This window comes from Frigoribacterium faeni (assembly GCF_007988805.1).
Classification (GTDB): Bacteria; Actinomycetota; Actinomycetes; order Actinomycetales; family Microbacteriaceae; genus Frigoribacterium; species Frigoribacterium faeni.
The window spans coordinates 72,201-94,701 of sequence record NZ_BJUV01000011.1; the positions used below are offsets into that span (position 1 = coordinate 72,201).

The following is a 22,501-nucleotide window of genomic DNA, read 5'->3' on the forward strand; positions in this document are numbered from 1 at the left end:
CGGTGAGGCGGCCGGTGACGCCGCGGTCGCGAGGTGGAGGTCGTCAGGTGGCGCGATCACCTCACGAGCGTTAGCCTGTCTTGGCTGAGGGTATTAATGCCCTGGGTGTATGAAAGAGGGTGCCATGTGAGTGTATCGGATTCCAGTGGACGGAACGGCAGTCGACGGATGTTCCTCGCGGCGGGGGCGGTCGCGGCGGCCGCCGCGCTGGCGGTCCACGACGAGGTGCCCGCTGCGGCCGCCACCGCCGACGGCGACGACCCGCACGTCGCCGTCGACGTCAAGCGGATCGGTGCCAAGGGCGACGGCAGGACCGACGACACCGTCGCGTTCCAACGCGCGCTCGACCTGGCGGCGGCCGTGCGCGGGCGCGTGGTCGTGCCGGCCGGGGCGTATCTGATCGACTCGGTCTCGGTGCCCATGCTCGTCAAGGTGCAGGGGCTCGGCTCGGACATCAGTCGCTACGGCTCGGGCACGAGCGGTGGCGTCAACCTGCGGCACGTGCCGACGTCGGCGGCGCCGATGATGATCGTGTCCGGTCCGGGCACGACCCTCGAGGGGCTGACGCTGCAGGGCAACGGATCGGCGGCGCCGCTGCTGCGGGTGGACAACGGCTTCGAGTCCCGTCTCGACCGCGTGCACCTGGCCAACGTGGCCGGGACGGCCCTGCTCGCCCAGCGGGTCAACAACGCCTTCTGGTCGGACGTCTTCATCAACAACTGCGGCACCGAGAGCGATGCGGCGATGGTGGTCAAGTCGCCGCCGCCCGAGATGTCGATGACGAACTCGAACACGTTCACCTGCGTCGACCTGACCATCGAGGGCAGCCCCGGCCCGGCGCTCGACCTCGGCTGGGGTGCGGCGAGCGAGTACTTCGTCGAGTTCGTCCGGCTGGTCGCGTTGCACGTCGAGGCGCTGCAGACCGGGGCGTCGCCCGAGGCCGTGGTCCGCATCGGCAACGTGCGTCAGGTCGAGTTCGTCAGCCCGTTCGTCTACGGGGGAGGCGGGCCGCTGATCGAGCACCGGCAGGCGCGACCGCGCGGTGTCGTCCTCGAGGGGGGAGTCCGCGTGATCGGCGGCGCCCTGCTGGGCGTCGACCCCGCCAAGGCCACCGCGAACGACTGCCTCGTGCGCCTCTCGGCGGGCGACGACTTCGCCCTCGTCGGAACACGCCTGGGTCGGTTCACGGGCGCCGCGGTGTCCGTCGAGCAGAGCTACGGCGCGAACGTGATGATCGATCCGACGGTGCGCGTGCAGCTGCCGAAGGGCGGTGTGGCGCTGCGCGACGCCCGACCGGCGCGCACCCTGCCGGTCTGGCGCTGGCCGGGCGGGGTCACCACGGCCTCGGCCGTCGAGGTGGGCGGGCACCTCGTCGCCGGGCGCATCGCCGCGCCGTCGGCCGCGCCCCTGGCCGCGGCGGCCATGGGTTCGGCGAGGGTCGTCGTCGACGGCAGCGACATGGCGGGCTCGGTGCGGTTCACGCCCGGCTCGGCGGCGAAGGCCGGACCGCAGGTGCGGCTGACGTTCGCGACGGCGTTCGCGGTGCCGCCGACGGTGGTGCTGACGGCGCTGTCCGCCGCGGCCGCCCGGTGCCGCCCGTACGTCTCGGTGACGAAGGATCACGTCGACGTCTGCGTGGTCGAGCCGCTCGCCGCCGATCAGAGGGGCGAGATCGTCTTCGGATACCAGATCGTGGGCTGACGGTCGCCTCCGGCGTCGGCCCGGCGTCGGTCCGGTGTCGGTCCGGCGTCGATCCGTCTCGGCCGGCTCGGTGTCGCGGCGCCTGAGCCGCGGGCTCAGGCCCAGCCGAGCTCGTGGAGTTGGTCGTCGTCGATGCCGTAGAAGTGCGCGATCTCGTGCACGAGGGTCACGTGGATCTCGTCGGCGAGCTGCTCGACGTCGTCGACGGCGGCGAGGTGCGGTTCGCGGTAGAGGATGATCCGGTCGGGGAGCTCGCCGAAGCCGTACTGGCCCCGGTCGGTGAGGGCGACGCCGTCGTAGAGGCCGAGGAGGTCGAGGGAGCCGTCCTCGGGGCGGTCGTCCGTGACGAAGACGAGGTTGTCGAGGCCGTCGACCATGTCGTCGGGCAGCAGGTCGAGCTGGTCGACCACCATCCGCTCGAACCGCTCGGCATCGATCTCGGCCGGGTCGATGCCCGCCGGCTGATCGTCGTCGGCGTCGTGCTGCTGGGGTCCGTCCACGCCCCTACTCTCGCACGCCACGCGGATCGCCCCCTGGGCGCTTCGCCCCACCAGGGCGGCGGAGCGAAACGCGACGAGCGCAGCGATGTCTGGTCCCACGACGTCGTCGATGCGCTCGCGCATCGACGACCAGAAGGCGCCAGAGCCCAAAAAATCCCCTGCCCATTGGAGGGCAGGGGATTTCATTTGGGTGAGTAACGGGGCTTGAACCCGCGGCCTCCTAGACCACAACCAGGCGCTCTACCAGCTGAGCTATACCCACCATGCGCGGCCGCCGAAGCGATCGCAACGAGAAGACTCTACTACAGCCTGGAGGCCCATTCGTCCACGACGGCCTTCGAGATGGCCTGGACGTCGTCGGTGGTGGGTCCGGGCTCGGCGACGAAGCCGGCTCGGCGGTAGTACTCGAGCTCGCGGATGGACTCGAGGATGTCGGCGAGGGCCCGGTGGCCGCCGTTCTTCTGTGGTGCGTTGAAGTACACCCGGGGGAACCAGCGGCGGGCGAGCTCCTTGATCGACGAGACGTCGATGCTGCGGTAGTGCAGGTGTCCGTCGACGCGCGGCATGTACTTGGCGAGGAACGCCCGGTCGGTGCCGATGGTGTTGCCGGCGAGCGGCGCGTGCTGCTCGGTCGGCACGTACTTCAGGATGTATTCGAGCACCTCGAACTCGGCCTCGGCCAGGCTGACGCCGTTCGGGATCTCGTCGATCAGGCCCGAGGAGGTGTGCATCTCGGTGACGAAGTCGCCCATGTTGTCGAGCGCCGACTGGTCGGGCTTGATGACGATGGTGAACCCGGGGTGGACGGGGGTGAGGTCGAAGTCGGTGACCACGACGGCGACTTCGACCAGTTCGTCGACGCTGAGGTCGAGCCCGGTCATCTCGCAGTCGATCCAGACCAGTCGGTCGTTCGCTGAAGCCATGGGGGGAGTCTAGCGGCGTGGGTCGCCGGCCTCAGGCCAGGTCGCCGGCCCCGATCGCCTCGGCTTCCACCTGGGCGGATTCGGGTCCGTCGTCGACGCGGCGCAGGGCCCGTCCGGCGGCGAGCACGACGACGAACGCGACGGCGACGCTCGCGGCGGCGAAGACGTAGGCCGCGCTCGGCGCGATGGTGTCGGCCAGCAGGGTCGCCACGGGCGGCGCGACCGCACCGCCGAGGAACCGGACGCCCGAGTAGGCGCTCGACGCCACCGATCGGGGCAGGTCGGTGGCCTCCATGACCGACTCGGTCAGCACGGTGTTCAGCACGCCGAGCACGAGTCCGCCGACGACCACGCAGACCACGAGGGCGGCGGGGGTCCCGACGACGATCGCCGCGGCGACGAGGTCGAGGGCGAGCAGCGGCAGGGCGATCTTGAGCACGGTGGTGCGCTTCATCCGAGCGGTGAGCAGCGGTGCGACCCAGACCGAGGTGACGGCGAGGCCGACACCCCAGCCGAAGAAGGTGAAGCCGATGCCGAGCGCGCCGAAGCCGAGCGGGTACGGGGTGTAGGCGAGGAGCACGAAGAAGCCGATGTTGTAGAACAGGGCGGTCGCGGCGAGGGCGCCGAGCGCCGGGCGGGCCAGGGCCCGGAACGGAGCCGAGAGAGGCGTCGGCGTGGGCTTCTCCATCGCGCCGCCCTTGAGGAACAGCACGATGGCGATGAATGCGATGGCCATGAGGGTCGTGACGCCGAAGAACGGCCCGCGCCAGCTGACCGAGCCGAGCAGGCCGCCGATCAGCGGGCCGATCGCGATGCCGAGGCCGAGGGCGGCCTCGTACAGGATGATCGCGGAGGCGGTGCCGCCGCTGGCGGCGCCGACGATCGTCGCGAGGGCGGTCGAGATGAACAGGGCGTTGCCGAGACCCCAGCCGGCGCGGAAGCCGATGATCGACCAGACGTCGCCGCTCGTCGCGGCGAGGAGGGCGAAGACGACGATCAGCGCGAGCCCGATCAGGAGGGTCTTCTTCGCACCGAGCCTGCTCGAGACCCAGCTGGTGAAGAACATCGCGACGCCCGTGACGGCGAGGTAGCTGGTGAAGAGCAGCTCGGTCTGGGTCGGGCTCGCCTTGAGCGACTCGGCGATGGCGGGCAGGATCGGGTCGACCAGGCCGATGCCCATGAAGGCGACGACGCAGGCGAATGCGATCGCCCAGACGGCGGTCGGCTGGTGCAGGATGCTGGGCTTCGTGCTCGTGGCGGCGCTCATGCGGGCACCGCCTCGGTGCTGACGCGGGTGGCGAGCAGTTGGGCGGCGTGGTCGAGCACGCCCCACTCGGCCTCGTCGAGGTCGGAGAACAGGGCGCCGAGGGCGTCGGCGAGCTGTGCCCTCCACTCGACGAGAGCGCGGGTGCCCTTGTCGCTGATCGCGATGAGCCAGGCGCGGGAGTCGTCGACGTCGGCGATGCGGTAGACGAGTTCGTCGTCGATGAGTCCGCGGAGCAGTTTGGTCATGGTCGGTTGGCTGACGCGGCTCGCCTTGGCGAGGTCGCCCACCCGCAGGCTGCCGTCGGTCGTGAGGATCGACAGCGTGCGCCAGACGGCGGGGGAGGTGGTGCGGCCGGTCTCCTGCGCGGCGATCCGCGTCAGGCGATGGGTCGACGTCAGGAGGGATTCCAGGATGTCGGTCGGCTGTGAAGTCATGAGGGACAGTCTATAGCCAAGCTATATAGCTTGGCTATTCTTTTCTCCGATCCACCGGGCCTCGCCGACCGCGGGGCAACCTGGACACCGACTCCGTGCCTCCTGGTAGACCTGGGGCATGACAGACAGCAAGCCCACCGTGGCCGAGGGTTCCGAGTACGTCGTCTTCTTCGAAGGCGGCCCCAGCGACGGAGCCACCGACACCCGCATCAGCACCGACGGCAGCTACGACGACGAGATCACCGACTTCGTGCTCGTCGACGGCATGGAGACCGGCATCGTCTACACGGCCACCGAGGCCAAGATGGTCGGCGAGCAGCTTCAGGTGCACTACTCCGTCGACACGAAGGACAGCGACCCGGTCGACGACCCCGAGGACCGCAACGACGACCGCGACAACTGAGCCGGGCGGCTGCGGCCGCTCCGGAGTCGATCGCAGGAGGCGCGAGGGAACATTCCCTCGCGCCTCCTCGTTGTGCCCGGCATGAAGCTCGAGCTCTACACGTCCGCGTTCTGCGGCCCCTGCCACGCCGCTCGCGCCGTCGTGGCCGACGCCCGAGCCCTCGTCCCCGCGCTCGAGGTCGACGAAGCAGACGTCGCCGCTCGCCCCGATCAGGCCGAGGCGCGCGACATCCGCAGCACCCCGACCATCGTCGTCACGCGCGACGACGGCGAGGTCGTCTTCCGGGCCGCGGGCGTCCCGTCGCTCGACAAGCTGCTCGGAGCGATGGCCCTGGCGGTCTGAACCGCGTCGGCGGGTGCGGGCGGACGGGGCGACTCCGAGGAGGCGCGGGTCGGCTCATCGGGTCCTCATAAGCTCTCCGCGGCCCCGCCATCGGATCGTGCGAGGCCCCCGATAGCCGGACGATCGACTGTGGACGCATGCCTGACAACGACCACAGCCCACGACCCGACGGCCTGCGCCTCGACATCGTCGTCCCCGTGTACGACGAGGCGGCGACCCTCGAGGCCAGCATCGCGAGCCTTCACGACCACCTGACCCGACACGTCGCCGACCGCTGGCGCGTGACCATCGCCGACAACGCGAGCACCGACGGCACCGCCGAGCTCGCGGACCGTCTCGCCGCCCGCCTGCCGGGGGTGATCGCCGTGCACCTGTCCGAGAAGGGGCGGGGCCGTGCGCTCAAGCAGGTCTGGGCGGCCTCGCCGGCCGATGTGCTGGTGTACCTCGACGAGGATCTCTCGACCGACCTCTCGGCCCTCGGGCCGTTGGTCGCCCCGCTGCTCTCGGGACACTCCGACCTCGCCATCGGCACGCGGCTGAGCCGGTCGTCCCGCGTGGTGCGAGGCGGCAAGCGCGAGTTCATCTCGCGCAGCTACAACCTCCTCCTGCGGCGCACGATGGGCGTGGGGTTCAGTGACGCCCAGTGCGGGTTCAAGGCGATCCGCCGCGAGGCCGCCGAGCGCCTGCTGCCCCTGGTGGAGGACACCGGCTGGTTCTTCGACACCGAGCTGCTGATCCTGGCCGAGCGCTCGGGTCTGCGCATCCACGAGGTCCCCGTCGACTGGGTCGACGACCCCGACAGCTCGGTCGACATCGTGTCGACCGCGGTGGCCGACCTCAAGGGCATGGTCCGCGTCGGGACGGGGATCGCCCGCGGCACGATCCCGGTCCAGGCCGTGTACGAGGCCATCGGGAGGCGTCCGTTCGATCCGCCCGCGCCTCCCACCTTCTTCTCCCAGGTCGTCCGGTTCGGCGTGGTCGGCGTGGCGTCGACCGCGGCGTACGCCCTGCTCTATCTGGTGATGCTGCACCTGATGCCGCCCCAGGCGGCGAACTTCGTGGCGCTGCTGGTGACGGCCGTGTTCAACACGGCCGCCAACCGCCGGTTCACCTTCGGCGTGCGAGGCTCGTCGGGAGTGGCCCGGCATCAGCTGCAGGGCCTGATGGTCTTCGGGCTGGCGTGGCTGCTGACCTCCGGGTCGCTCGTCGTGCTGCACACCGCAGCGCCGTCGGCCGGAGCGCACGCCGAGCTGGCGGTGCTGACGGCGGCGAACCTCGTCGCGACCGTGCTGCGGTTCGCGCTGCTGCGCGTCTGGGTGTTCCGCTCGCAGGCGACGCACGTGACGACCGGACCGGCGGACGAGCGGGCGTCGGCTTCGGCTTCCCCTCCGGCTTCCCGGGCTTCGGCGGCGCATCCCGCTCCCGTCTCCGACCTGACCGTGCGCTTCGCCGCGGTCGCGGACGACGACGACGTCTCGGCGGCCCAGCGATGACCGCCGGTGCGAGCGGCCTGCCGGTGACCGACCGACGTCCGTCGGGGCGCTCGGTCGGCCCGCGTCTCCGTTCCCTCGGACGTCGCCTGGTGCTCGGTCGAGAGGGTGCGGCCCGCTGGGAGCGCCCGGCGTTCCTCGCCCTGCTCGTCGCGACCGCGGGCTTCTACCTGTTCGACCTGTCGGCGAACGGCTGGGCGAACTCGTTCTACTCGGCCGCGGTGCAGGCCGGATCGCAGAGCTGGGAGGCGTTCTTCTACGGGTCGTCGGACGCGGCGAACTCGATCACGGTCGACAAGCCGCCCGCCAGCCTGTGGTTCATGGCGTTGTCGGTCCGGCTGTTCGGCCTGTCGTCGTTCAGCATCCTGCTGCCCGAGGCCCTCATGGGCGTCGCGACCGTCGGGCTCGTCTGGGCCACGGTGCGTCGGCACTTCTCGGCCGCAGCCGCGTTCGTCGCCGGGGGAGTGCTCGCGCTCACGCCGGTGGCGGTGCTCATGTTCCGCTTCAACAATCCCGACGCGCTGCTGGTGCTCCTGCTGACCCTCGCGACGTACCTCACGGTGCGGGGCGTGGAGTCGGGCAGGATCCGCTGGGTCGTCTGGGCCGGCGTCGCGATCGGCTTCGGGTTCCTGACGAAGCAGCTGCAGGCGTTCGTGATCCTGCCGGTGCTCGCGGGGGTCTACCTCGTGGCGGCGCCGATCGTGCTGCGGAAGCGGGTGCTGCATCTGCTCGCGGCGCTCGGAGCGGTGATCGTCTCGGCCGGCTGGTGGGTCGCGATCGTCGAACTGGTGCCCGCGAGCATGAGGCCCTACATCGGCGGGTCGCAGGACGACTCGTTCCTCGAGCTGACCTTCGGCTACAACGGCCTCGGACGGCTGACCGGCGACGAGACGGGCAGCGTGACCGGGGGAGGGACCGCGACCGGCGCCGCGACCACCGGCATGTGGGGCGAGACGGGCATCACCCGACTCTTCACGGGCGAGTTCGGCGGCCAGATCACCTGGCTGCTGCCCGCCGCCCTCCTGATCGGAGTCGCCGCCCTCGTGCTGCTCGGCTGGCGGCACCGCACCTCGGCTCGGCGCGCGACCCTGCTGCTGTTCGGCGGCTGGATGGTGCTGACGGCCCTCGTGTTCAGCTTCATGTCGGGCATCTTCCACGCCTACTACACGGTGGCGCTCGCACCGGCGATCGCCGTGACCCTCGGGGCCGCGGCCGACGTCCTCTGGAGCCGCCGCCGACGCCTGTGGGTGCGGGTCGTGCTCGCCGCCGCCGCACTGCTGACCGGAGGCTGGGCCTGGGTGCTGTTGGGCCGGTCAGCCGACTGGCAGCCGTGGATCCGGTACGTCGTGGTCGCGCTCGCCGTGGTCGGTGCGGTGCTCGTGCTGCTGCCCCGGAGGGGTCGCGCGCTCGCCGCGACGACCCTCGCCGTCCTGGTCGCCGGCGGTCTGCTGGCCCCGGCCGCGTACTCGGTCGAGACGGTGTCGACCGCGCACACCGGCTCCATCGTGACGGCAGGGCCGACCGTGTCGAGCGGCACGGGCGGATTCGGCGGTGGCGGTGGCGGTGGCGGCATGGGCGGCGGGCCCGGTGGCGGCACCGGCGGCGCTCCCGGCGGCACGGGCGGACCCGCGGGTACGGGCGGTGGAGGCACGCCCCCGCAACTGCCCGGCGGCACGACCGGTGGTGGAACAGCCGGAGGCGGAACGGGGACCGGAACCGGGACCGCAGGAGGAACGGGCACCGCCACCAGGACCGGCCCCGGTGGCGGGGGCGGAGCCGGCTCGCTGCTCGGCGCGGGTTCGATCAGCGACGAGCTCGCCGCCGCCGTGGGCGCGGACGCCGACCAGTACACCTGGGTCGCGGCGGCCGTCGGATCGAACAGCGCGGCGGGCTACCAACTCGCGACGGGCGACCCCGTGATGGCGGTCGGCGGCTTCAACGGCAGCGACCCGTCCCCGACGCTCGAGCAGTTCGAGCAGTACGTGGCCGACGGCGAGATCCACTACTTCGTCGGGGGCTCCGTCGGCCAGTCGAACGGCGGCAGCTCGGAGTCGAGTGACATCTCGGCCTGGGTCGAGGCGAACTTCACGCCGGTCGAGGTGGACGGGGTGACGCTCTACGACCTGACCAGCCCCACCGGGTGACCGGTCGGGCCGGCTGAGCCGCGCCTCCTCGTCGGCGCTTCGCACCGCGTTCCGTGCACCGCACCTCGACTAGCAGAGGTGCGATGCACGAAACGCGGTGCGGAGCCGCGCGGGGCCCCGCCGGGGCGGCACGGTATCGTTGACGGGTCCGCCCCCGTAGCTCAGCGGATAGAGCAGGAGCCTTCTAATCTCTTGGTCGCAGGTTCGATTCCTGCCGGGGGCACAGGAGCGGGAGCAGATCTCGCGGTGCTTCTCATCTCTTGGTCGCAGGTTCGCGGTCGTGAGGACACAGCCTGCCGGGGGCACCGAAGCGGGAGCGGCTCTCGCGGTGCTTCTCATCTCTTGGTCGCAGGTTCGCGGTCGTGAGGACACAGCCTGCCGGGGGCACCACCCTCCGACCGAGGTCCAGCCCGAGACGACGAACGCCCCGAACCCGCATCAGCGGTTCGGGGCGTTCGTCGGGGGCGACCGGTCAGTCGTCGCGCGGGTCGGGGCTGGTCCGACGGCGCACCTGGTGAGCGCTGACCGGCTCGCCGTAGCGCGCCTCGTCGGGGTCGAGGTCGGACTCGGCGTCGGCCGGGCGCCCGGCCTCGGCTGCCGGAGCGGGAGCGGCCGCGGGCTGCTCCACCGCCGGCGCGATCGGCTCGGCTGCGCCGCCGTGAGCGGACTCGGTCTCGGCGCCGGGGCCCGACTCGCCGTCCGCGACGGTCGCGGGTGCGCTCGTCGCCTCGGGGCGAGAGCCGGTTCCCGACGCGGCTGCGACGACCGGCGACGGCTGGGCGACGATCGGCGGACGCGCGTACGCCGCTGCTGCCGCCGGCACCGAGACGGTGGTCTGCTCTGCTGCGCCCGGAGCGGTGGACGACACGAACGCCGCGGTGGGAGCCGAGCTCGGAATCGTCGCGGGTGTGGGCATCGGCGCAGGGCGCGAGTCGCTCGCCGCCGTGGCGGCCTGCTCGGCGTCCCACGCGCGCTGACGGGCGTCGAGGTTCTTGTCGACGTCGGTCTCCTCGTACTTCCAGCGTTCGAGGTCGTAGCGGAACAGCTTCTTGGCCTTCTTGGGGCGGGCCTGCCATTCGACGAGCCGATCGCGGAAGTCCGCCAACGACTGCTCGGCCTGGAAGCTGAAGGTGGCCGAGTTGCGCTTGATGTCGACGAGCTCGTGCTCGGCCCAGCTGGCTGCGCTGCGAGCGCCGGACACCGGCAGGAGGCGCAGACGGACCTCGCTCTCGTGGGCGAGGTGGTCGGAGTAGGCGCGCTCCTCGGGGCCCAGCGAGCTCCAGATCGCGGCCTTGCGTGCGGCCGTCACGATGCCCGCGACGGCGGCGGCCTTGGCGTCGTCGTCGTGGAGGGTGATCGCACGTCGGATGGCGGCCCGACCGATCAGGGCCGCGATGACGCCGGCGACGACGATCGACACGAACGGGATGATCGCACCCGACACGATCCGCCATCCGTCGTCGGACGAGATCCATTCCACGAGACTGTTCCACCACTGCATGGCCCGGACACTACAACGGGGGACGTCGGCGGCCGGGGTGCGACAGGCGCTTCGCCTCGATCGGGGCCCCGACGACGACGGGCGGCGGCCGATCCATCGTGTCGTGTGCGGCGCTCAGGCGAAGCGGAAGCAGTCGGTCGCGTCGGCGCGGCTCCAGAACTCGCCGATCTCGACGAAGCGCCGCTGTCGAGCGACGAACCTCTTGGCCCGGTACTTCTCGCCCTGGGGATCGTCGAACCGCTCGACGTAGCCGAGCACCTCGCCCCCGGCCCGGGTGACCCGGGCGAGGTCGTCGCGCACCTGGACCAGGCGGAGACCGCCGCGGGTCTCGTCGAGCGCGAGACGCGGCTCGGAGTGCGTGTGGGGCTGCGAGTGGGCGAGGGTGAGGGGGTGGACGGTGGTCATGAGTGCTCCTGAGGGTCATCCGGCCGATGCTGTCGAGAACACCCCCGACGCTAGGGCCGACCACCGACATCGCCGGTGGTCGGCCCGGGCAGGACGAGCCCCCGAGTCAGAGCCCGGTGCCGTCGACCGCGAGAGGCTCGATCGCAGCGAGCTCGTCGTCGCTCAGCGCCGCGCCGTGCAGCGCATCGAGGCTGTCGTCGAGCTGGGCCACCGAGGAGGCGCCGATCAGCGCGCTCGTGACGGCCGGCTGCCGGAGCACCCAGGTCAGCGCCAGCTGCGCGAGGGACTGCCCCCGCGCCTCCGCGATGTCGTTGAGACCGCGCACGCGCTCGAGGTAGGTCTCGCTGAGCGCCTCCTCGGTGAACCAGCGACCCTCGGCCATGCGCGATCCCGCGGGGGCCTTGCCCGACAGGTAGCGCCCGGTGAGCAGCCCGCCGGCCAGCGGCGAGAAGACGATCGATCCGACGCCGCGCTCGAGCAGGGTGTCGAAGAGCCCGGCCTCGGGCTTCCGGTCGAACATGTTGTACCGCGGCTGGTGGATCAGCAGCGGGACGCCCTCGGCGGCGAGGGCGTCGGCCGCCGCCGCCGTCTGCTCGGGCGAGTAGTTCGAGATGCCGGCGTAGAGCGCCTTGCCCTGGCGGACGGCCGTGGCGAGGGCGCCCATGGTCTCGTCGATCGGCGTCTCGGGGTCGGGGCGGTGCGAGTAGAAGACGTCGACGTAGTCGAGACCGAGGCGGTCGAGGCTGGCGTCGAGCGACGAGAGGAGGTACTTGCGCGAGCCGCCGTCGCCGTAGGGGCCGGGCCGCATGTCGTAGCCGGCCTTCGACGACACGACGAGCTCGTCGCGGTACGGACGGAGGTTCGCCGCGACGATGCGGCCGAACTGCTCCTCGGCCGAGCCGTAGGGCGGCCCGTAGTTGTTGGCGAGGTCGAAGTGGGTGACTCCGCGGTCGAAGGCCCGCAGCACGATGTCGCGCTGCGTCTCGAGCACCCGGTCGGTGCCGAAGTTGTTCCAGAGGCCGAGCGAGATGCGCGGCAGTCTCAGACCGCTCCGGCCCGTGCGGACGTAGTCGAGCTTCGAGTACCGTGCGTCGTCGGCGACGTAGGGGGTGAAGGGGGATCTCATGAGCCCACCCTAGGGCTCGGTCGGACCCGGCTGCGGGGCCGGCGCCGCGCCTCCTGATCCCGGGAACCGTCCGGCGCGATCATGGGCGGTTCCCAGCGGCGTTCCAGGCGGGCCGCCCCGGCGCGGGAGTAGGTTGCCGATCATGACGACGTTCGTTCTCGCAGGCGGCTGCTTCTGGTGTCTCGACGCGGTCTACCGCACGCTCGAGGGCGTGAGCGACGTCGTGTCCGGGTACACGGGCGGCGAGACCGACGCGCCCGACTACGAGTCGGTCTGCACGGGTCGAACGGGGCACGCCGAGGCGGTGAAGGTGACGTTCGACCCCGCCGTCATCCCCGCCGACGTGGTGCTCGACGTCTTCTTCACGTTGCACGACCCGCGTCAGCTCAACCGGCAGGGCAACGACGTCGGCACCCAGTACCGCTCGGCTATGTACTACGCCGACGACGAGCAGCGGGCGCTGTTCGAGACGGCCCGCGACCGCGCCGCCGAGGCCTGGGACGGCGGGGTCGTCACCACCGTCGAACCGCTGCCCACCTGGTTCGACGCCGAGGAGTACCACCAGGACTTCTTCGCGAAGAACCCCGGCCAGGGCTACTGCCTCGCCGTGGCGCTGCCGAAGGTCAACAAGATCCGCAGGTCGTACGCGAGGTACGTGCTCGCGACCTGACCGTCGACACGCGACCGCGTGCCGACACCCTCGAGAGAAAGGCGCTCGACGATGAGCGACCAGACGACGACGCGACAGACCTGGGTGGCCATCGGACCCTCCGGAACGGTCGGGTCCATCCACCGCACGCACGAGGGCTTCGTCGTGCGCATGCCCTCCCGTGACGCGACGGGGGGCGAGTACCCGACGCTGGCCGTCGCCAAGAGCGCGCTCTTCGCCGCGCTCGGTCCCGGCGCCGAGTACCCGGAGTTCCACGAGCACTGACCCGGTCCTCTCCTCCCCGGTCGGATCGACGCCGGAGCCCTCCACAAGGAGGCGCGGCGCGGTCCGACCGGTCACCTCCCGGTCACGAGACTCGCCCCATGAACGACACCATCACCCTCACCGGAACCATCGCCACCGACCCCCGCGCCGTCACGACCGAGGCCGGTCTCGACATCGCCAGCTTCCGGCTGGCCAGCACCCATCGCAAGTTCGACCGTGGCGCGAACGCCTGGGTGGACGGCGAGACCAACTGGTACACCGTCACGGTCTTCCGGACCCTGGCCGCCAACGTGCGCGAGAGCGTCCACAAGGGCGACCGCGTGCTCGTGACCGGCCGGCTGCGGATCCGCCCGTGGCAGAACGGCGAGCGATCGGGCACCACGGTCGAGATCGACGCCGAGACGATCGGGCACGACCTCCGCTGGGGGCGCTCGACGTACGCGCGCTCCACGACCACCATCACCTCGGGAGGCACCGCGGGTGACTCCGCGCAGCCGACGTCGCCCGACGATCACCCCGCGTCCGACGACCTCCCCGCCTCCGACGAGGGTGCCGGAGCATCCGCCGCCTGGTCGACGGCGCCGCTGGGCGCCGACGAGACGACCGGACCGAGCGCGACGGCTCCCGTCCCCGAGGTCGGGTCCGCGTCCGTCGGAGCCGAGGCGGCTCGCGCCGGCGAGCCGCCGAGGATCCTCGTGCCGTCGGCCGAGCTCGAGGCCCCCTTCTGAGCTCCCGGGCGGTCGTCCGGGCGGGCCCTAGAATCGTCACGGCCCCGGTGACCGGGCGCCGCTCCGCTCGACCAGGAAGGCACGCCGTGCTCCGATCGCGTACCGCCGCGGCCGCCGTCATGCTCATGGGCCTCTCCGTCGGGGTGGTCGCCTGCACCTCGACGACGCCCACGCCGGCGCCCTCGACCTCCGCGCCGGCGGCGACGAGCACCGCCGCGCCCGCACTCCGCGACGACTCGCCGACGGACGAGGCCTTCACCGTGTTCGACCAGGCCAACCGCGCGTTCCTCGACGGGGGCGGCGCGACGGACGGTCGTTCGCTGGTCGACAACCTTGTCGCCGCCGGGTTCGACAAGGCCGACATGCAGGTCACGAGCGACACGACGTCGATCGGCCGCGAGGTCGACTCCGTGCAGTTCTCCGTCCTCTGGGGCTCGGACTGCCTCGTGGGGCAGGCGGGCTCGACGGGGTACGCGAGTCAGATCGCCCCGGTCCTCGGCACCGGACTCTGCCTGATCGGCACCACGCGCACGATCGACTGGTGACGGGCGCGACGCCCGCCGCGGCCCCGTCGACCGATTCCCCTTCGCCCACCGGGGCCCGCCGCCCCGCCCGATAGACTGGATCCCATGGCCGAATACATTTACTCGATGGTGCGCGCCCGCAAGGCGGTCGGCGACAAGTTGATCCTCGACGACGTCACCATGTCGTTCATCCCCGGGGCGAAGATCGGCGTGGTGGGGCCGAACGGCGCCGGCAAGTCGACGATCCTCAAGATCATGGCCGGGCTCGACACCCCCAGCAACGGCGAGGCGAAGCTCAGCCCCGGCTACACCGTCGGCATCCTCATGCAGGAGCCCGAGCTCGACGAGACCAAGACCGTGCTCGAGAACGTGCAGGAGGGCGTCGGCCCGATCAAGCAGAAGCTCGACCGCTTCAACGAGGTCTCGGCCGCGATGGCCGAGCCGGACGCCGACTTCGACGCCCTGCTCGCCGAGATGGGCACCCTGCAGGAGGAGATCGACGCCGCCGACGCCTGGGACCTCGACTCCCAGCTGGAGCAGGCCATGTCCGCCCTCCGCACGCCGCCCGGCGACGCCGAGGTCGCCAACCTCTCCGGCGGTGAGAAGCGCCGTGTCGCCCTCTGCAAGCTCCTGCTGCAGAAGCCCGACCTGCTGCTGCTCGACGAGCCCACCAACCACCTCGACGCCGAGAGCGTGCTCTGGCTCGAGCAGCACCTCAGCAAGTACCCCGGCGCCGTCCTCGCCGTGACCCACGACCGGTACTTCCTCGACCACGTGGCCGAGTGGATCGCCGAGGTCGACCGCGGACGCCTCTACCCGTACGAGGGCAACTACTCGACCTACCTCGAGAAGAAGGGCGAGCGCCTGCAGGTGCAGGGCAAGAAGGACGCCAAGCTCGCCAAGCGGCTCGCGTCCGAGCTCGAATGGGTCCGCAGCAACGCCAAGGGCCGTCAAGCCAAGTCCAAGGCCCGACTCGCCCGCTACGAGGAGATGGCGAACGAGGCCGAGCGCACGCGCACCCTGGACTTCGAGGAGATCGTGATCCCGGTCGGGCCGCGTCTCGGCTCGCAGGTCATCGACGCGAAGAAGCTGCACAAGGCGTTCGGCGACCGCGTCCTGATCGACGACCTCTCGTTCACGCTGCCCCGCAACGGCATCGTGGGCGTCATCGGCCCGAACGGCGTCGGCAAGACGACCCTCTTCAAGACGGTCGTCGGTCTCGAGCCCCTCGACGGCGGCGAGCTGAAGGTCGGCGAGACGGTCGACATCTCCTACGTCGATCAGAGCCGCGGCGGCATCGACCCGAACAAGAACCTCTGGGAGGTCGTCTCCGAAGGGCACGACTACATCCAGGTCGGCAAGACCGAGATCCCGTCGCGCGCCTACGTGTCGCAGTTCGGCTTCAAGGGCCCCGACCAGCAGAAGAAGGCCGGGGTGCTCTCCGGTGGTGAGCGGAACCGCCTCAACCTGGCGCTGACCCTCAAGCAGGGCGGCAACCTGCTGCTGCTCGACGAGCCTACCAACGACCTCGACGTCGAGACGCTCGGCAGCCTCGAGAACGCGTTGCTCGAGTTCCCCGGCTGCGCCGTGGTCATCACCCACGACCGGTGGTTCCTCGACCGCATCGCGACGCACATCCTGTCGTGGGAGGGCCTGAACGACGACGGCACCCCCAACTGGTACTGGTTCGAGGGCAACTTCGAGGCCTACGAGGAGAACAAGGTCGAGCGCCTGGGCGCCGACGCGGCCAAGCCCAGCTCGGCCACGTACCGCAAGCTGACGCGCGACTGACCCGTCCGTCACCGTCATGGCCCGCCTGCACGTCCCGACCAGAGTCCGCTGGAGCGATCTCGACGGGTATCGGCATGTGAACAACGCGTCGATGCTGCGCCTCCTCGAGGAGGCGCGCATCGACGCGTTCTGGTCGTCCGACGAGACCCTCGACCGGTCGACGTCGGCCGCCGTGCTCGACGGCAGCCCGGGTGCCGACACGATGACCCTCATCGCCCGGCAGGAGCTCGAGTACCTCGTGCCGATCCCGTACCTCAGGGCGCCGCTCGACGTGCAGATCTGGATCGGCCGTCTCGGCGGCGCGAGCCTCGAGGTCTGCTACGAGGTGTGGTCGCCGATCGGCGTCGAGCCGGCGCAGCTGTTCACCAAGGCGGCGACGACCATCGTGCTCGTCGAGACCGCGACCGATCGACCCCGGCGCATCTCCCAGCGGGAGCGCTCGGCCTGGGAGCCCTACGTCGACGAGCCGTTGACGTTCCGTCGACGCTGAGGGTCAGCCGCGCGGGACCCGGATCATGCCCTCCTGCGCGACGCTGGCGATCAGCCGACCCGACCGGTCGTAGATGCGCCCGAGCGCGAGTCCGCGACCGCCGGTCGCATTGGGGCTCTCCTGGACGTAGAGCAGCCACTCGTCGACACGGGCCGGCCGGTGCCACCACATCGCGTGGTCGAGGCTCGCGACCTTCAGCCCGGGGCTGATCATCGGGATGCCGTGCCGCCGGTAGATGGTCTCGAGCAGCGTGTAGTCGCTGGCGTACAGCAGTGCCGCCCGGTGGAGGTCGGCGTCGTCGGGCAGGGGAGCGGTGGCCCGGAGCCAGACCGCCTGGTGGGCGACCCGGGCGCCCTCGATCTCGAAGTAGACCGGCGAGGGCACATGACGCATGTCGAACGGGCGGACGGCCCAGGCGCGGGCGACCGGGTGGTCGACCGCCGAGAGCACCTCGGAGTCGCTGGGGACGTCGTCCGGGTCGGGGAGCCCGCGGGGCATGTCGACCTGGTGGTCGAGACCGTCGTCGGTCGTCTGGAACGAGGCGATCATCGACAGGATGGGCACCCCGTCCTGGGAGGCCTGCGTGCGCCGCGTGGCGAACGACCGACCGTCGTGGATCCGATCGACGGTGAAGGTGATCGGGATGCTGAGGTCGCCGGGACGCAGGAAGTACGCGTGCAGCGAGTGCACGGACCTCTCGTCGCCGATGGTGCGCTGCGCCGCCACGAGCGACTGCGCCATCACCTGGCCGCCGAAGACGCGCCCCATCGGCTCCCATTGCGAGGTGCCGGTGAAGACGTCCTGCCCGCCGACGTTGCCCGCCGGGGCGAGATCGAGGGTGGAGAGCAGGCTCTGCAGCGGATCGTCGGTCATCCGATGTAGTTTAGGGGGCCGATGAGCACGTCATTCACCCTCCCCGATTCCCTGTCTTTCAGCGACCTCGCGACCTACCTGGGGCGGGCCGGCCGGGTCGAAGACGGCTCGGTGCGCCTCATCGCCGGTTCCGGCGTCCTCGCCGTCTACGTCGCCGCCTTCTACCCTCTGGGGCTGCTCGACGAGAGCCCCACCGTCCTGGGCCTGCGGACCTTCCGTCTCGACGATTCGCCCACCTTCGACGCGGTCGTGCCGGTCCGGTCGATGAAGGAGCGCCTCGTCCGACTCCAGAACGACGTGACCGATCCGACGGCGCCCGTCGTCGTCTCGCTGCCCGTGCAGGTGAACACCGTCACCTGGGCCGCCATCTCGCCGCCGCGGGGCGGCTGGTCGCCGCTGCCCGAGGCGGACGAGTCCGTCCTGCGGACGACGGCCACGGCCGGCATCGACGAGATCGCCGCCGCGCTGCCCGAGAACGCCGGCGAGCAGATCGTGCACCGCGTCCGCTCCGAGGTGTGGTCGCGATCCGTGCCCGGCCTCGAGCACGTCCCCGCCGGCGCGGCCTTCGCCGGCCTCAGCCTCGGGTTCCTCGTCGAGGGCGACGAGGTGGCCGTCTTCGAGACCGGTCCGTGGACCCGCCTGACGACCAGCCGGGGGCACGTGCTCGTGAAGCGCCGCGCCTCCCTGCTGGGGGGCTGACCGGGCTCAGGCCGAGTGCGCGTTCACCATCGCGTGAGCGGCGCGCTCGAGGTATCCCCACAGCGTCGCATCGTCCAAGGGGGACAGCTCGAGCTCGTCGACGGCGGCCCGCATGTGCAGCAGCCAGCGGTCGCGCGCCTCGGGCGTCACCGTGAAGGGCGCATGCCGCATGCGGAGTCGAGGATGACCGCGCTCCTGGCTGTAGGCGGTGGGCCCGCCCCAGTACTGCTCGAGGAACCCGGTCAGGCGCTGGATCGCGCCCTCCAGGTCGTGCTCCGGGTACATCGGCCAGAGGATCTCGTCGGTCTGGACGCCGTCGTAGAAGAGGCGCACGAGCCGCTCGAACGTCGGCCGCCCGCCGATCTGCTGCCAGAAGTTTCCCTGGGCGGCGTCCTGGCCGAGACCGGCGCGGAGCGTGATCGGCTGCGCCGCGCCTCCGGCTGCGGGCGGGCCCACGGGTAGACCCGAGGACGACGGGGGAGTCGGGGGGAGGTCGGTCATCGGCGCTTCGCTTTCGGGACGTGGGGCGTCGGCACGGTCCGCGGGGCGCGCGCGCCCTGGACCGAGGAGGCGCCGTCGAAGCCGGTCAGGACGACGCTCGTCAGAGAGGGCAGCACGATGTCCATGCCGTCCAGCGTCTTCTTCAGCCGGGACCGCAGCTCACGGTCGACGTTGTCGCGGTCGGACGAGCGGGTCTTGACGACGATGCGGATGACGATGTGCTCGTCGGCGATGGACTGGATGCCCCAGACCTCGGGCTGATCGAGGACGGCGCGCTTCCACTTCGGGATGGCGGCGAGCTCGTTCGCGGTGTTCAGCATGGCGTCCTGGACCTGGTCGACGTCGGCCGAGTAGGGCACGGCGAGGTCGATCACCACGCGTGTCCAGCCCTGCGACATGTTGCCCACCCGCAGGATCTCGCCGTTGCGCACGAACCACAGCACGCCGTTGACGTCGCGGATCTGCGTGACGCGGATGCCCACCGCCTCGACCACCCCGGTCGCCGGTCCGACGTCGACCACGTCGCCGACGCCGAGCTGGTCCTCGGCGACCATGAAGATGCCGTTCAGCATGTCCTTGACGACGTTCTGGGCGCCGAACGCGAGACCGGCGCCGACCACCCCGGCGGCACCCAGGATGGCGACCACCTGGACGCCGAGCTGATCGAGGATCATCACCAGGGCGAGAGCCGCGATGACGACCGTGACGAAGTTGTTGAGCACGCTGCCGAGCGTGCGGGTCCGCTGGACGACGCGGACGGCCTGCAGGGGAGAGGCCATGAGGGCCTGGGTGTCGTCGACGTTCTGCTTGCGCTTGATCCCGTTGACGACCTGGTCGACGACCCGGCGGATGACGAAGTGCAGAGCGATGCGCACGCCGATCGCGATGAGGACGATGATCGCGATGGTGATCGGCACGCCCCACATCTCCCAGAACGAGGCCGCCGTCGCCGCGACGGCGTCGGTCGGGGTGGGCGAGGGGGTGGTGCCGCTGGCGAGGAGGAGTGATGTCATCGCCGACAAGTCAAGCACGCCTCGACGAGCCCCTGCGGTGAGCCGGCTGGACGCCGGGACGGCGGGCCCTGTGAGGGGGCCCGCCGTCCGGGGTGATGCCGCTGCGCGTCGTCGACTATGGCGCGTCGTCGACTTACCGCGCGTCGACCGCCTGCACGCGCAGAGCACGCTCGACGCCCGCGACGCTCTCGCTGACGATGCGGCGCAGCGCCGGCGTCTCGGGGTTGGCCTCGAGCCACGCGTAGCTCGCGTCGACGAGCGCCTGGTCGGCGAGGCCGGCCGGGTACAGGCCCGAGACGAGCGTGTCGGCGATGTGGTAGCTGCGCGACTCCCAGATGCCCGTCAGCGACGAGAAGTAGCGCTCGACGAGCGGCTGCAGGATCGCCGGGTCGTTCGTGTGCTGGAATCCCATCGCCGTCGAGCGCACGATGGCGTTCGGCTGCTCGGAGCTGTCGACGATCGAGGCGAAGGCGGCGAGCTTGCCCTCGGTCGTGGGGATCGTCGCCCGGGCCCGGGCCGCGGCCTGGGCGCCGTTCGCGGTGTTGTCGTCCGCCAGCGCCGCGTCGATCTCGGCCTCGCCGGCCCCGCCGACGAGCACGAGCCCCTCGAGCAGCTGCCAGCGGAGGTCGGTGTCGACGGTGAGCCCCTCGAGAGCGAGCGAGCCGTCGAGCAGACCGGCCAGCGCCTCCGCGTGCGCCTCGGTCGACGCGATGGCCGCGAAGAAGGTGACGAACTGGAACTGCGCGTCGGATCCGGCCTCGGCGCCCTGGGCCAGAGCCCAGAGGCCGTCGCCGACCTCGGTGACCGTGGAGGCGCGGCGTGCGGGCGCGACGTAGCTGCGGGCGGCCTGCAGCAGCTGCGACAGCGTGGTGCGGATCGTCGTCGACTCGGTCTCGGTCGCGATGTTCTCGAGCACGAGATGCACGTAGTCGGACGCGGAGGTCTCGGCGTCGCGCGTGGCGTCCCAGACCGAGCCCCAGACCAGGGCGCGGGCGAGCGGGTTCGAGATCTTCGACAGGTGGGCGATCGCCGTGGCGAGCGAGACCTCGTCGAGACGGATCTTCGCGTAGGCGAGGTCGTCGTCGTTGATCAGCACCAGGTCGCCGCGGTTCAGGCCGACCAGCTCGGGCACCTCGGTGCGGGTGCCGTCGACGTCGATCTCGACGCGGTCGGTGCGCACCAGCGCGTCGCCCTGCAGGGCGTACAGGCCGATGGCGAGACGGTGCGGACGGATGGTCGGGTGGTCGGCCGCCGCCTCCTGCAGCACGGCGAACGACGTGATGGCGCCGTCGCCGTCGACCTCGAGCTCGGGGCGAAGCGTGTTGACGCCCGCGGTCTCGAGCCAGAGCTTCGACCAGCTGGTCAGCTCGCGGCCCGAGGTCGCCTCGAGCTCGACGAGCAGATCGCTCAGCTCGGTGTTCGAGTGGTGGTGCTTCTTGAAGTACGCCGCGACCCCGGCGTAGAACGCGTCGATGCCGACCCAGGCGACGAGCTGCTTGAGCACCGACCCGCCCTTGGCGTAGGTGATGCCGTCGAAGTTGACCTGGACGTCCTCGAGGTCGTTGATGGTCGCGACGACGGGGTGCGTCGAGGGGAGCTGGTCCTGGCGGTAGGCCCAGCTCTTCTCCATGGCCTGGAAGGTGGTCCAGGCCTCGGTCCACTCGGTGGCCTCGGCCGTCGAGATGGTCGACGCCCACTCGGCGAACGACTCGTTCAGCCAGAGGTCGTTCCACCACTTCATGGTGACGAGGTCGCCGAACCACATGTGGGCGAGCTCGTGCAGGATCGTGACGACGCGGCGCTCCTTGATGGCGTCGGTCACCTTGCTGCGGAACACGTACGTCTCGACGAAGGTGACGGCGCCCGCGTTCTCCATGGCGCCGGCGTTGAACTCCGGCACGAAGAGCTGGTCGTACTTCTCGAAGGGGTAGGCGTAGTCGAACTTCTCCTCGTAGTACGCGAAGCCCTGGCGGGTCTTCTCGAAGATGTAGTCGGCGTCGAGGTACTCGGTCAGCGAGCGGCGGGTGAAGATGCCGAGCGGGATGGTGCGGCCGTCGGCGCTCGTCAGGTCGCTGCGCACGACGTCGTACGGGCCGGCGATGATCGCCGTGATGTAGCTCGAGAGCACGGGCGTCGGCGTGAAGGACCAGGTGCCGACCTCGCCGTCGACGACGGGCTCGGGCGTCGTCTGGTTGCTGACGACCTCCCAGCGGGCCGGAGCGGTGACCGTGAACTGGAACGTGGCCTTGAGGTCGGGCTGCTCGAACACGGCGAAGACGCGGCGGCTGTCGGGCACCTCGAACTGCGAGTAGAGGTAGACCTCGCCGTCGACCGGGTCGACGAAGCGGTGCAGGCCCTCGCCGGTGTTGGTGTACTCGGCGTCGGCGACGACCTCGAGCACGTTCGACTCGGCCAGGTCGGCGAGCTGGATGCGCACCCCGTCGTTCACGGCCGCGACGTCGAGCGCCGTGCCGTTCAGGGTGACCGAGTGCACCGTCCGGGTCAGGGCGTCGATGAAGGTCGAGGCGCCGGGGGTGGCGGTGAAGCGCACGGTGGTCGAGCTGCCGAACACCTCGTCGCCGCGGGTCAGGTCGAGGGCGATCTCGTACGACTGCGCGTCGACGACGCTCTTGCGCTCCTGCGCTTCGACACGGGTGAGGTTCTCTCCGGGCACGCTGGCTCCATCCGTCTAGGGGGTGAGGGGGGACTCGT

The 22,501-nt window shown here is 71.0% G+C and carries 23 protein-coding genes and 2 tRNA genes; 13 read left to right on the forward strand and 12 right to left on the reverse strand.

Annotation, left to right across the window (positions count from 1 at the left end):
* Nucleotides 1-126 precede the first annotated feature (126 nt).
* Nucleotides 127-1,701 carry a glycosyl hydrolase family 28-related protein gene (locus FFA01_RS07080; RefSeq protein WP_167627307.1) on the forward strand — a complete coding sequence of 525 codons (1,575 nt, stop codon included), beginning with the start codon at nt 127-129 and terminating at the stop codon, nt 1,699-1,701.
* Nucleotides 1,702-1,796: 95 nt separating this feature from the next.
* On the opposite strand, the gene FFA01_RS07085 is transcribed toward FFA01_RS07080, so the two are convergent.
* The 5 genes from FFA01_RS07085 to FFA01_RS07105 form a co-directional block, all read right to left on the reverse strand.
* Nucleotides 1,797-2,114 carry a metallopeptidase family protein gene (locus tag FFA01_RS07085; RefSeq protein ID WP_146854479.1) on the reverse strand — a complete coding sequence of 106 codons (318 nt, stop codon included), beginning with the start codon at nt 2,112-2,114 and terminating at the stop codon, nt 1,797-1,799.
* A gap of 276 nt (nt 2,115-2,390) precedes the next feature.
* Nucleotides 2,391-2,463 (reverse strand) — tRNA-His (locus FFA01_RS07090).
* A 40-nt stretch (nt 2,464-2,503) separates the two neighbouring features.
* On the reverse strand, nt 2,504-3,124 hold the full coding sequence (gene orn / locus FFA01_RS07095; protein ID WP_146854413.1) for an oligoribonuclease: 621 nt from the start codon (nt 3,122-3,124) through the stop codon (nt 2,504-2,506).
* Between the two features lie 31 nt (nt 3,125-3,155).
* Nucleotides 3,156-4,391, reverse strand: coding sequence for an MFS transporter (locus FFA01_RS07100; protein ID WP_146854415.1), 1,236 nt, complete (start codon nt 4,389-4,391; stop codon nt 3,156-3,158).
* Nucleotides 4,388-4,825, reverse strand: a complete 438-nt coding sequence (locus FFA01_RS07105) for a MarR family winged helix-turn-helix transcriptional regulator (protein ID WP_146854417.1) — start codon at nt 4,823-4,825, stop codon at nt 4,388-4,390. Before FFA01_RS07105 ends, FFA01_RS07100 begins: the two co-directional genes overlap by 4 nt.
* A 118-nt stretch (nt 4,826-4,943) precedes the next feature.
* Here FFA01_RS07105 and FFA01_RS07110 point away from each other — a divergent pair, with 118 nt between their 5' ends.
* From FFA01_RS07110 to FFA01_RS07130, 5 genes are all read left to right on the forward strand, one after another.
* Entirely contained in the window at nt 4,944-5,228 is a 285-nt protein-coding gene (locus FFA01_RS07110; protein WP_146854419.1) for an oligoribonuclease, read from the forward strand.
* An 81-nt stretch (nt 5,229-5,309) separates the two neighbouring features.
* Nucleotides 5,310-5,570, forward strand: a complete 261-nt coding sequence (locus FFA01_RS07115) for a thioredoxin domain-containing protein (RefSeq protein WP_146854421.1) — start codon at nt 5,310-5,312, stop codon at nt 5,568-5,570.
* Nucleotides 5,571-5,707: 137 nt separating this feature from the next.
* Nucleotides 5,708-7,063 carry a bifunctional glycosyltransferase family 2/GtrA family protein gene (locus tag FFA01_RS07120; protein WP_146854423.1) on the forward strand — a complete coding sequence of 452 codons (1,356 nt, stop codon included), beginning with the start codon at nt 5,708-5,710 and terminating at the stop codon, nt 7,061-7,063.
* Complete coding sequence (locus FFA01_RS07125; RefSeq protein ID WP_146854425.1) at nt 7,060-9,204, forward strand: ArnT family glycosyltransferase; 2,145 nt, start codon at nt 7,060-7,062, stop codon at nt 9,202-9,204. Before FFA01_RS07120 ends, FFA01_RS07125 begins: the two co-directional genes overlap by 4 nt.
* Before the next feature lie 150 nt (nt 9,205-9,354).
* Nucleotides 9,355-9,427, forward strand: a tRNA-Arg gene (locus tag FFA01_RS07130).
* A 249-nt stretch (nt 9,428-9,676) separates the two neighbouring features.
* Here FFA01_RS07130 and FFA01_RS07135 read toward each other — a convergent pair.
* The 3 genes from FFA01_RS07135 to FFA01_RS07145 form a co-directional block, all read right to left on the reverse strand.
* Complete coding sequence (locus FFA01_RS07135; protein WP_146854427.1) at nt 9,677-10,705, reverse strand: hypothetical protein; 1,029 nt, start codon at nt 10,703-10,705, stop codon at nt 9,677-9,679.
* Nucleotides 10,706-10,819: 114 nt separating this feature from the next.
* Complete coding sequence (locus FFA01_RS07140; protein WP_244289738.1) at nt 10,820-11,110, reverse strand: hypothetical protein; 291 nt, start codon at nt 11,108-11,110, stop codon at nt 10,820-10,822.
* A gap of 106 nt (nt 11,111-11,216) precedes the next feature.
* Nucleotides 11,217-12,236: an aldo/keto reductase gene (locus tag FFA01_RS07145; protein WP_146854429.1), complete on the reverse strand. Its 1,020-nt coding sequence runs from the start codon at nt 12,234-12,236 to the stop codon at nt 11,217-11,219.
* A gap of 142 nt (nt 12,237-12,378) precedes the next feature.
* Here FFA01_RS07145 and msrA point away from each other — a divergent pair, with 142 nt between their 5' ends.
* From msrA to FFA01_RS07175, 6 genes are all read left to right on the forward strand, one after another.
* The gene (gene msrA / locus FFA01_RS07150; RefSeq protein WP_146854431.1) at nt 12,379-12,906 is read left to right on the forward strand and encodes a peptide-methionine (S)-S-oxide reductase MsrA; all 528 of its coding nucleotides are present in this window, start codon (nt 12,379-12,381) and stop codon (nt 12,904-12,906) included.
* A gap of 51 nt (nt 12,907-12,957) precedes the next feature.
* Nucleotides 12,958-13,170, forward strand: coding sequence for a methyltransferase (locus FFA01_RS07155; RefSeq protein WP_146854433.1), 213 nt, complete (start codon nt 12,958-12,960; stop codon nt 13,168-13,170).
* 98 nt (nt 13,171-13,268) lie between these two features.
* A complete protein-coding gene (locus FFA01_RS07160; RefSeq protein WP_146854435.1) occupies nt 13,269-13,898 on the forward strand; it encodes a single-stranded DNA-binding protein in 630 nt (209 codons plus the stop codon).
* An 86-nt stretch (nt 13,899-13,984) separates the two neighbouring features.
* Complete coding sequence (locus FFA01_RS07165; RefSeq protein ID WP_244289739.1) at nt 13,985-14,443, forward strand: DUF6993 domain-containing protein; 459 nt, start codon at nt 13,985-13,987, stop codon at nt 14,441-14,443.
* A gap of 84 nt (nt 14,444-14,527) precedes the next feature.
* Nucleotides 14,528-16,213 (forward strand): energy-dependent translational throttle protein EttA, encoded by a 1,686-nt coding sequence (gene ettA / locus FFA01_RS07170; protein WP_146854439.1) that lies wholly within the window; start codon nt 14,528-14,530, stop codon nt 16,211-16,213.
* A 16-nt stretch (nt 16,214-16,229) separates the two neighbouring features.
* Complete coding sequence (locus tag FFA01_RS07175) at nt 16,230-16,703, forward strand: acyl-CoA thioesterase (protein WP_146854441.1); 474 nt, start codon at nt 16,230-16,232, stop codon at nt 16,701-16,703.
* 3 nt (nt 16,704-16,706) lie between these two features.
* Here the strand turns inward: FFA01_RS07175 and FFA01_RS07180 are convergent, their stop codons facing one another.
* Nucleotides 16,707-17,576 carry an acyl-CoA thioesterase gene (locus FFA01_RS07180; RefSeq protein ID WP_146854442.1) on the reverse strand — a complete coding sequence of 290 codons (870 nt, stop codon included), beginning with the start codon at nt 17,574-17,576 and terminating at the stop codon, nt 16,707-16,709.
* 21 nt (nt 17,577-17,597) lie between these two features.
* On the opposite strand from FFA01_RS07180, the gene FFA01_RS07185 reads away from it, so the two are divergent.
* Nucleotides 17,598-18,275 (forward strand): DUF8185 domain-containing protein, encoded by a 678-nt coding sequence (locus FFA01_RS07185; RefSeq protein ID WP_146854444.1) that lies wholly within the window; start codon nt 17,598-17,600, stop codon nt 18,273-18,275.
* A 6-nt stretch (nt 18,276-18,281) separates the two neighbouring features.
* On the opposite strand, the gene FFA01_RS07190 is transcribed toward FFA01_RS07185, so the two are convergent.
* The 3 genes from FFA01_RS07190 to pepN all read right to left on the reverse strand — a co-directional run bounded on the left by FFA01_RS07190 (nt 18,282) and on the right by pepN (nt 22,463).
* The gene (locus tag FFA01_RS07190) at nt 18,282-18,776 is read right to left on the reverse strand and encodes a globin (RefSeq protein ID WP_146854446.1); all 495 of its coding nucleotides are present in this window, start codon (nt 18,774-18,776) and stop codon (nt 18,282-18,284) included.
* Nucleotides 18,773-19,789, reverse strand: a complete 1,017-nt coding sequence (locus FFA01_RS07195; protein ID WP_244289740.1) for a mechanosensitive ion channel family protein — start codon at nt 19,787-19,789, stop codon at nt 18,773-18,775. The genes FFA01_RS07190 and FFA01_RS07195 overlap by 4 nt, the downstream gene beginning before the upstream one ends.
* 133 nt (nt 19,790-19,922) lie before the next feature.
* Nucleotides 19,923-22,463 (reverse strand): aminopeptidase N, encoded by a 2,541-nt coding sequence (pepN, locus tag FFA01_RS07200; protein ID WP_146854448.1) that lies wholly within the window; start codon nt 22,461-22,463, stop codon nt 19,923-19,925.
* Nucleotides 22,464-22,501 lie beyond the last annotated feature (38 nt).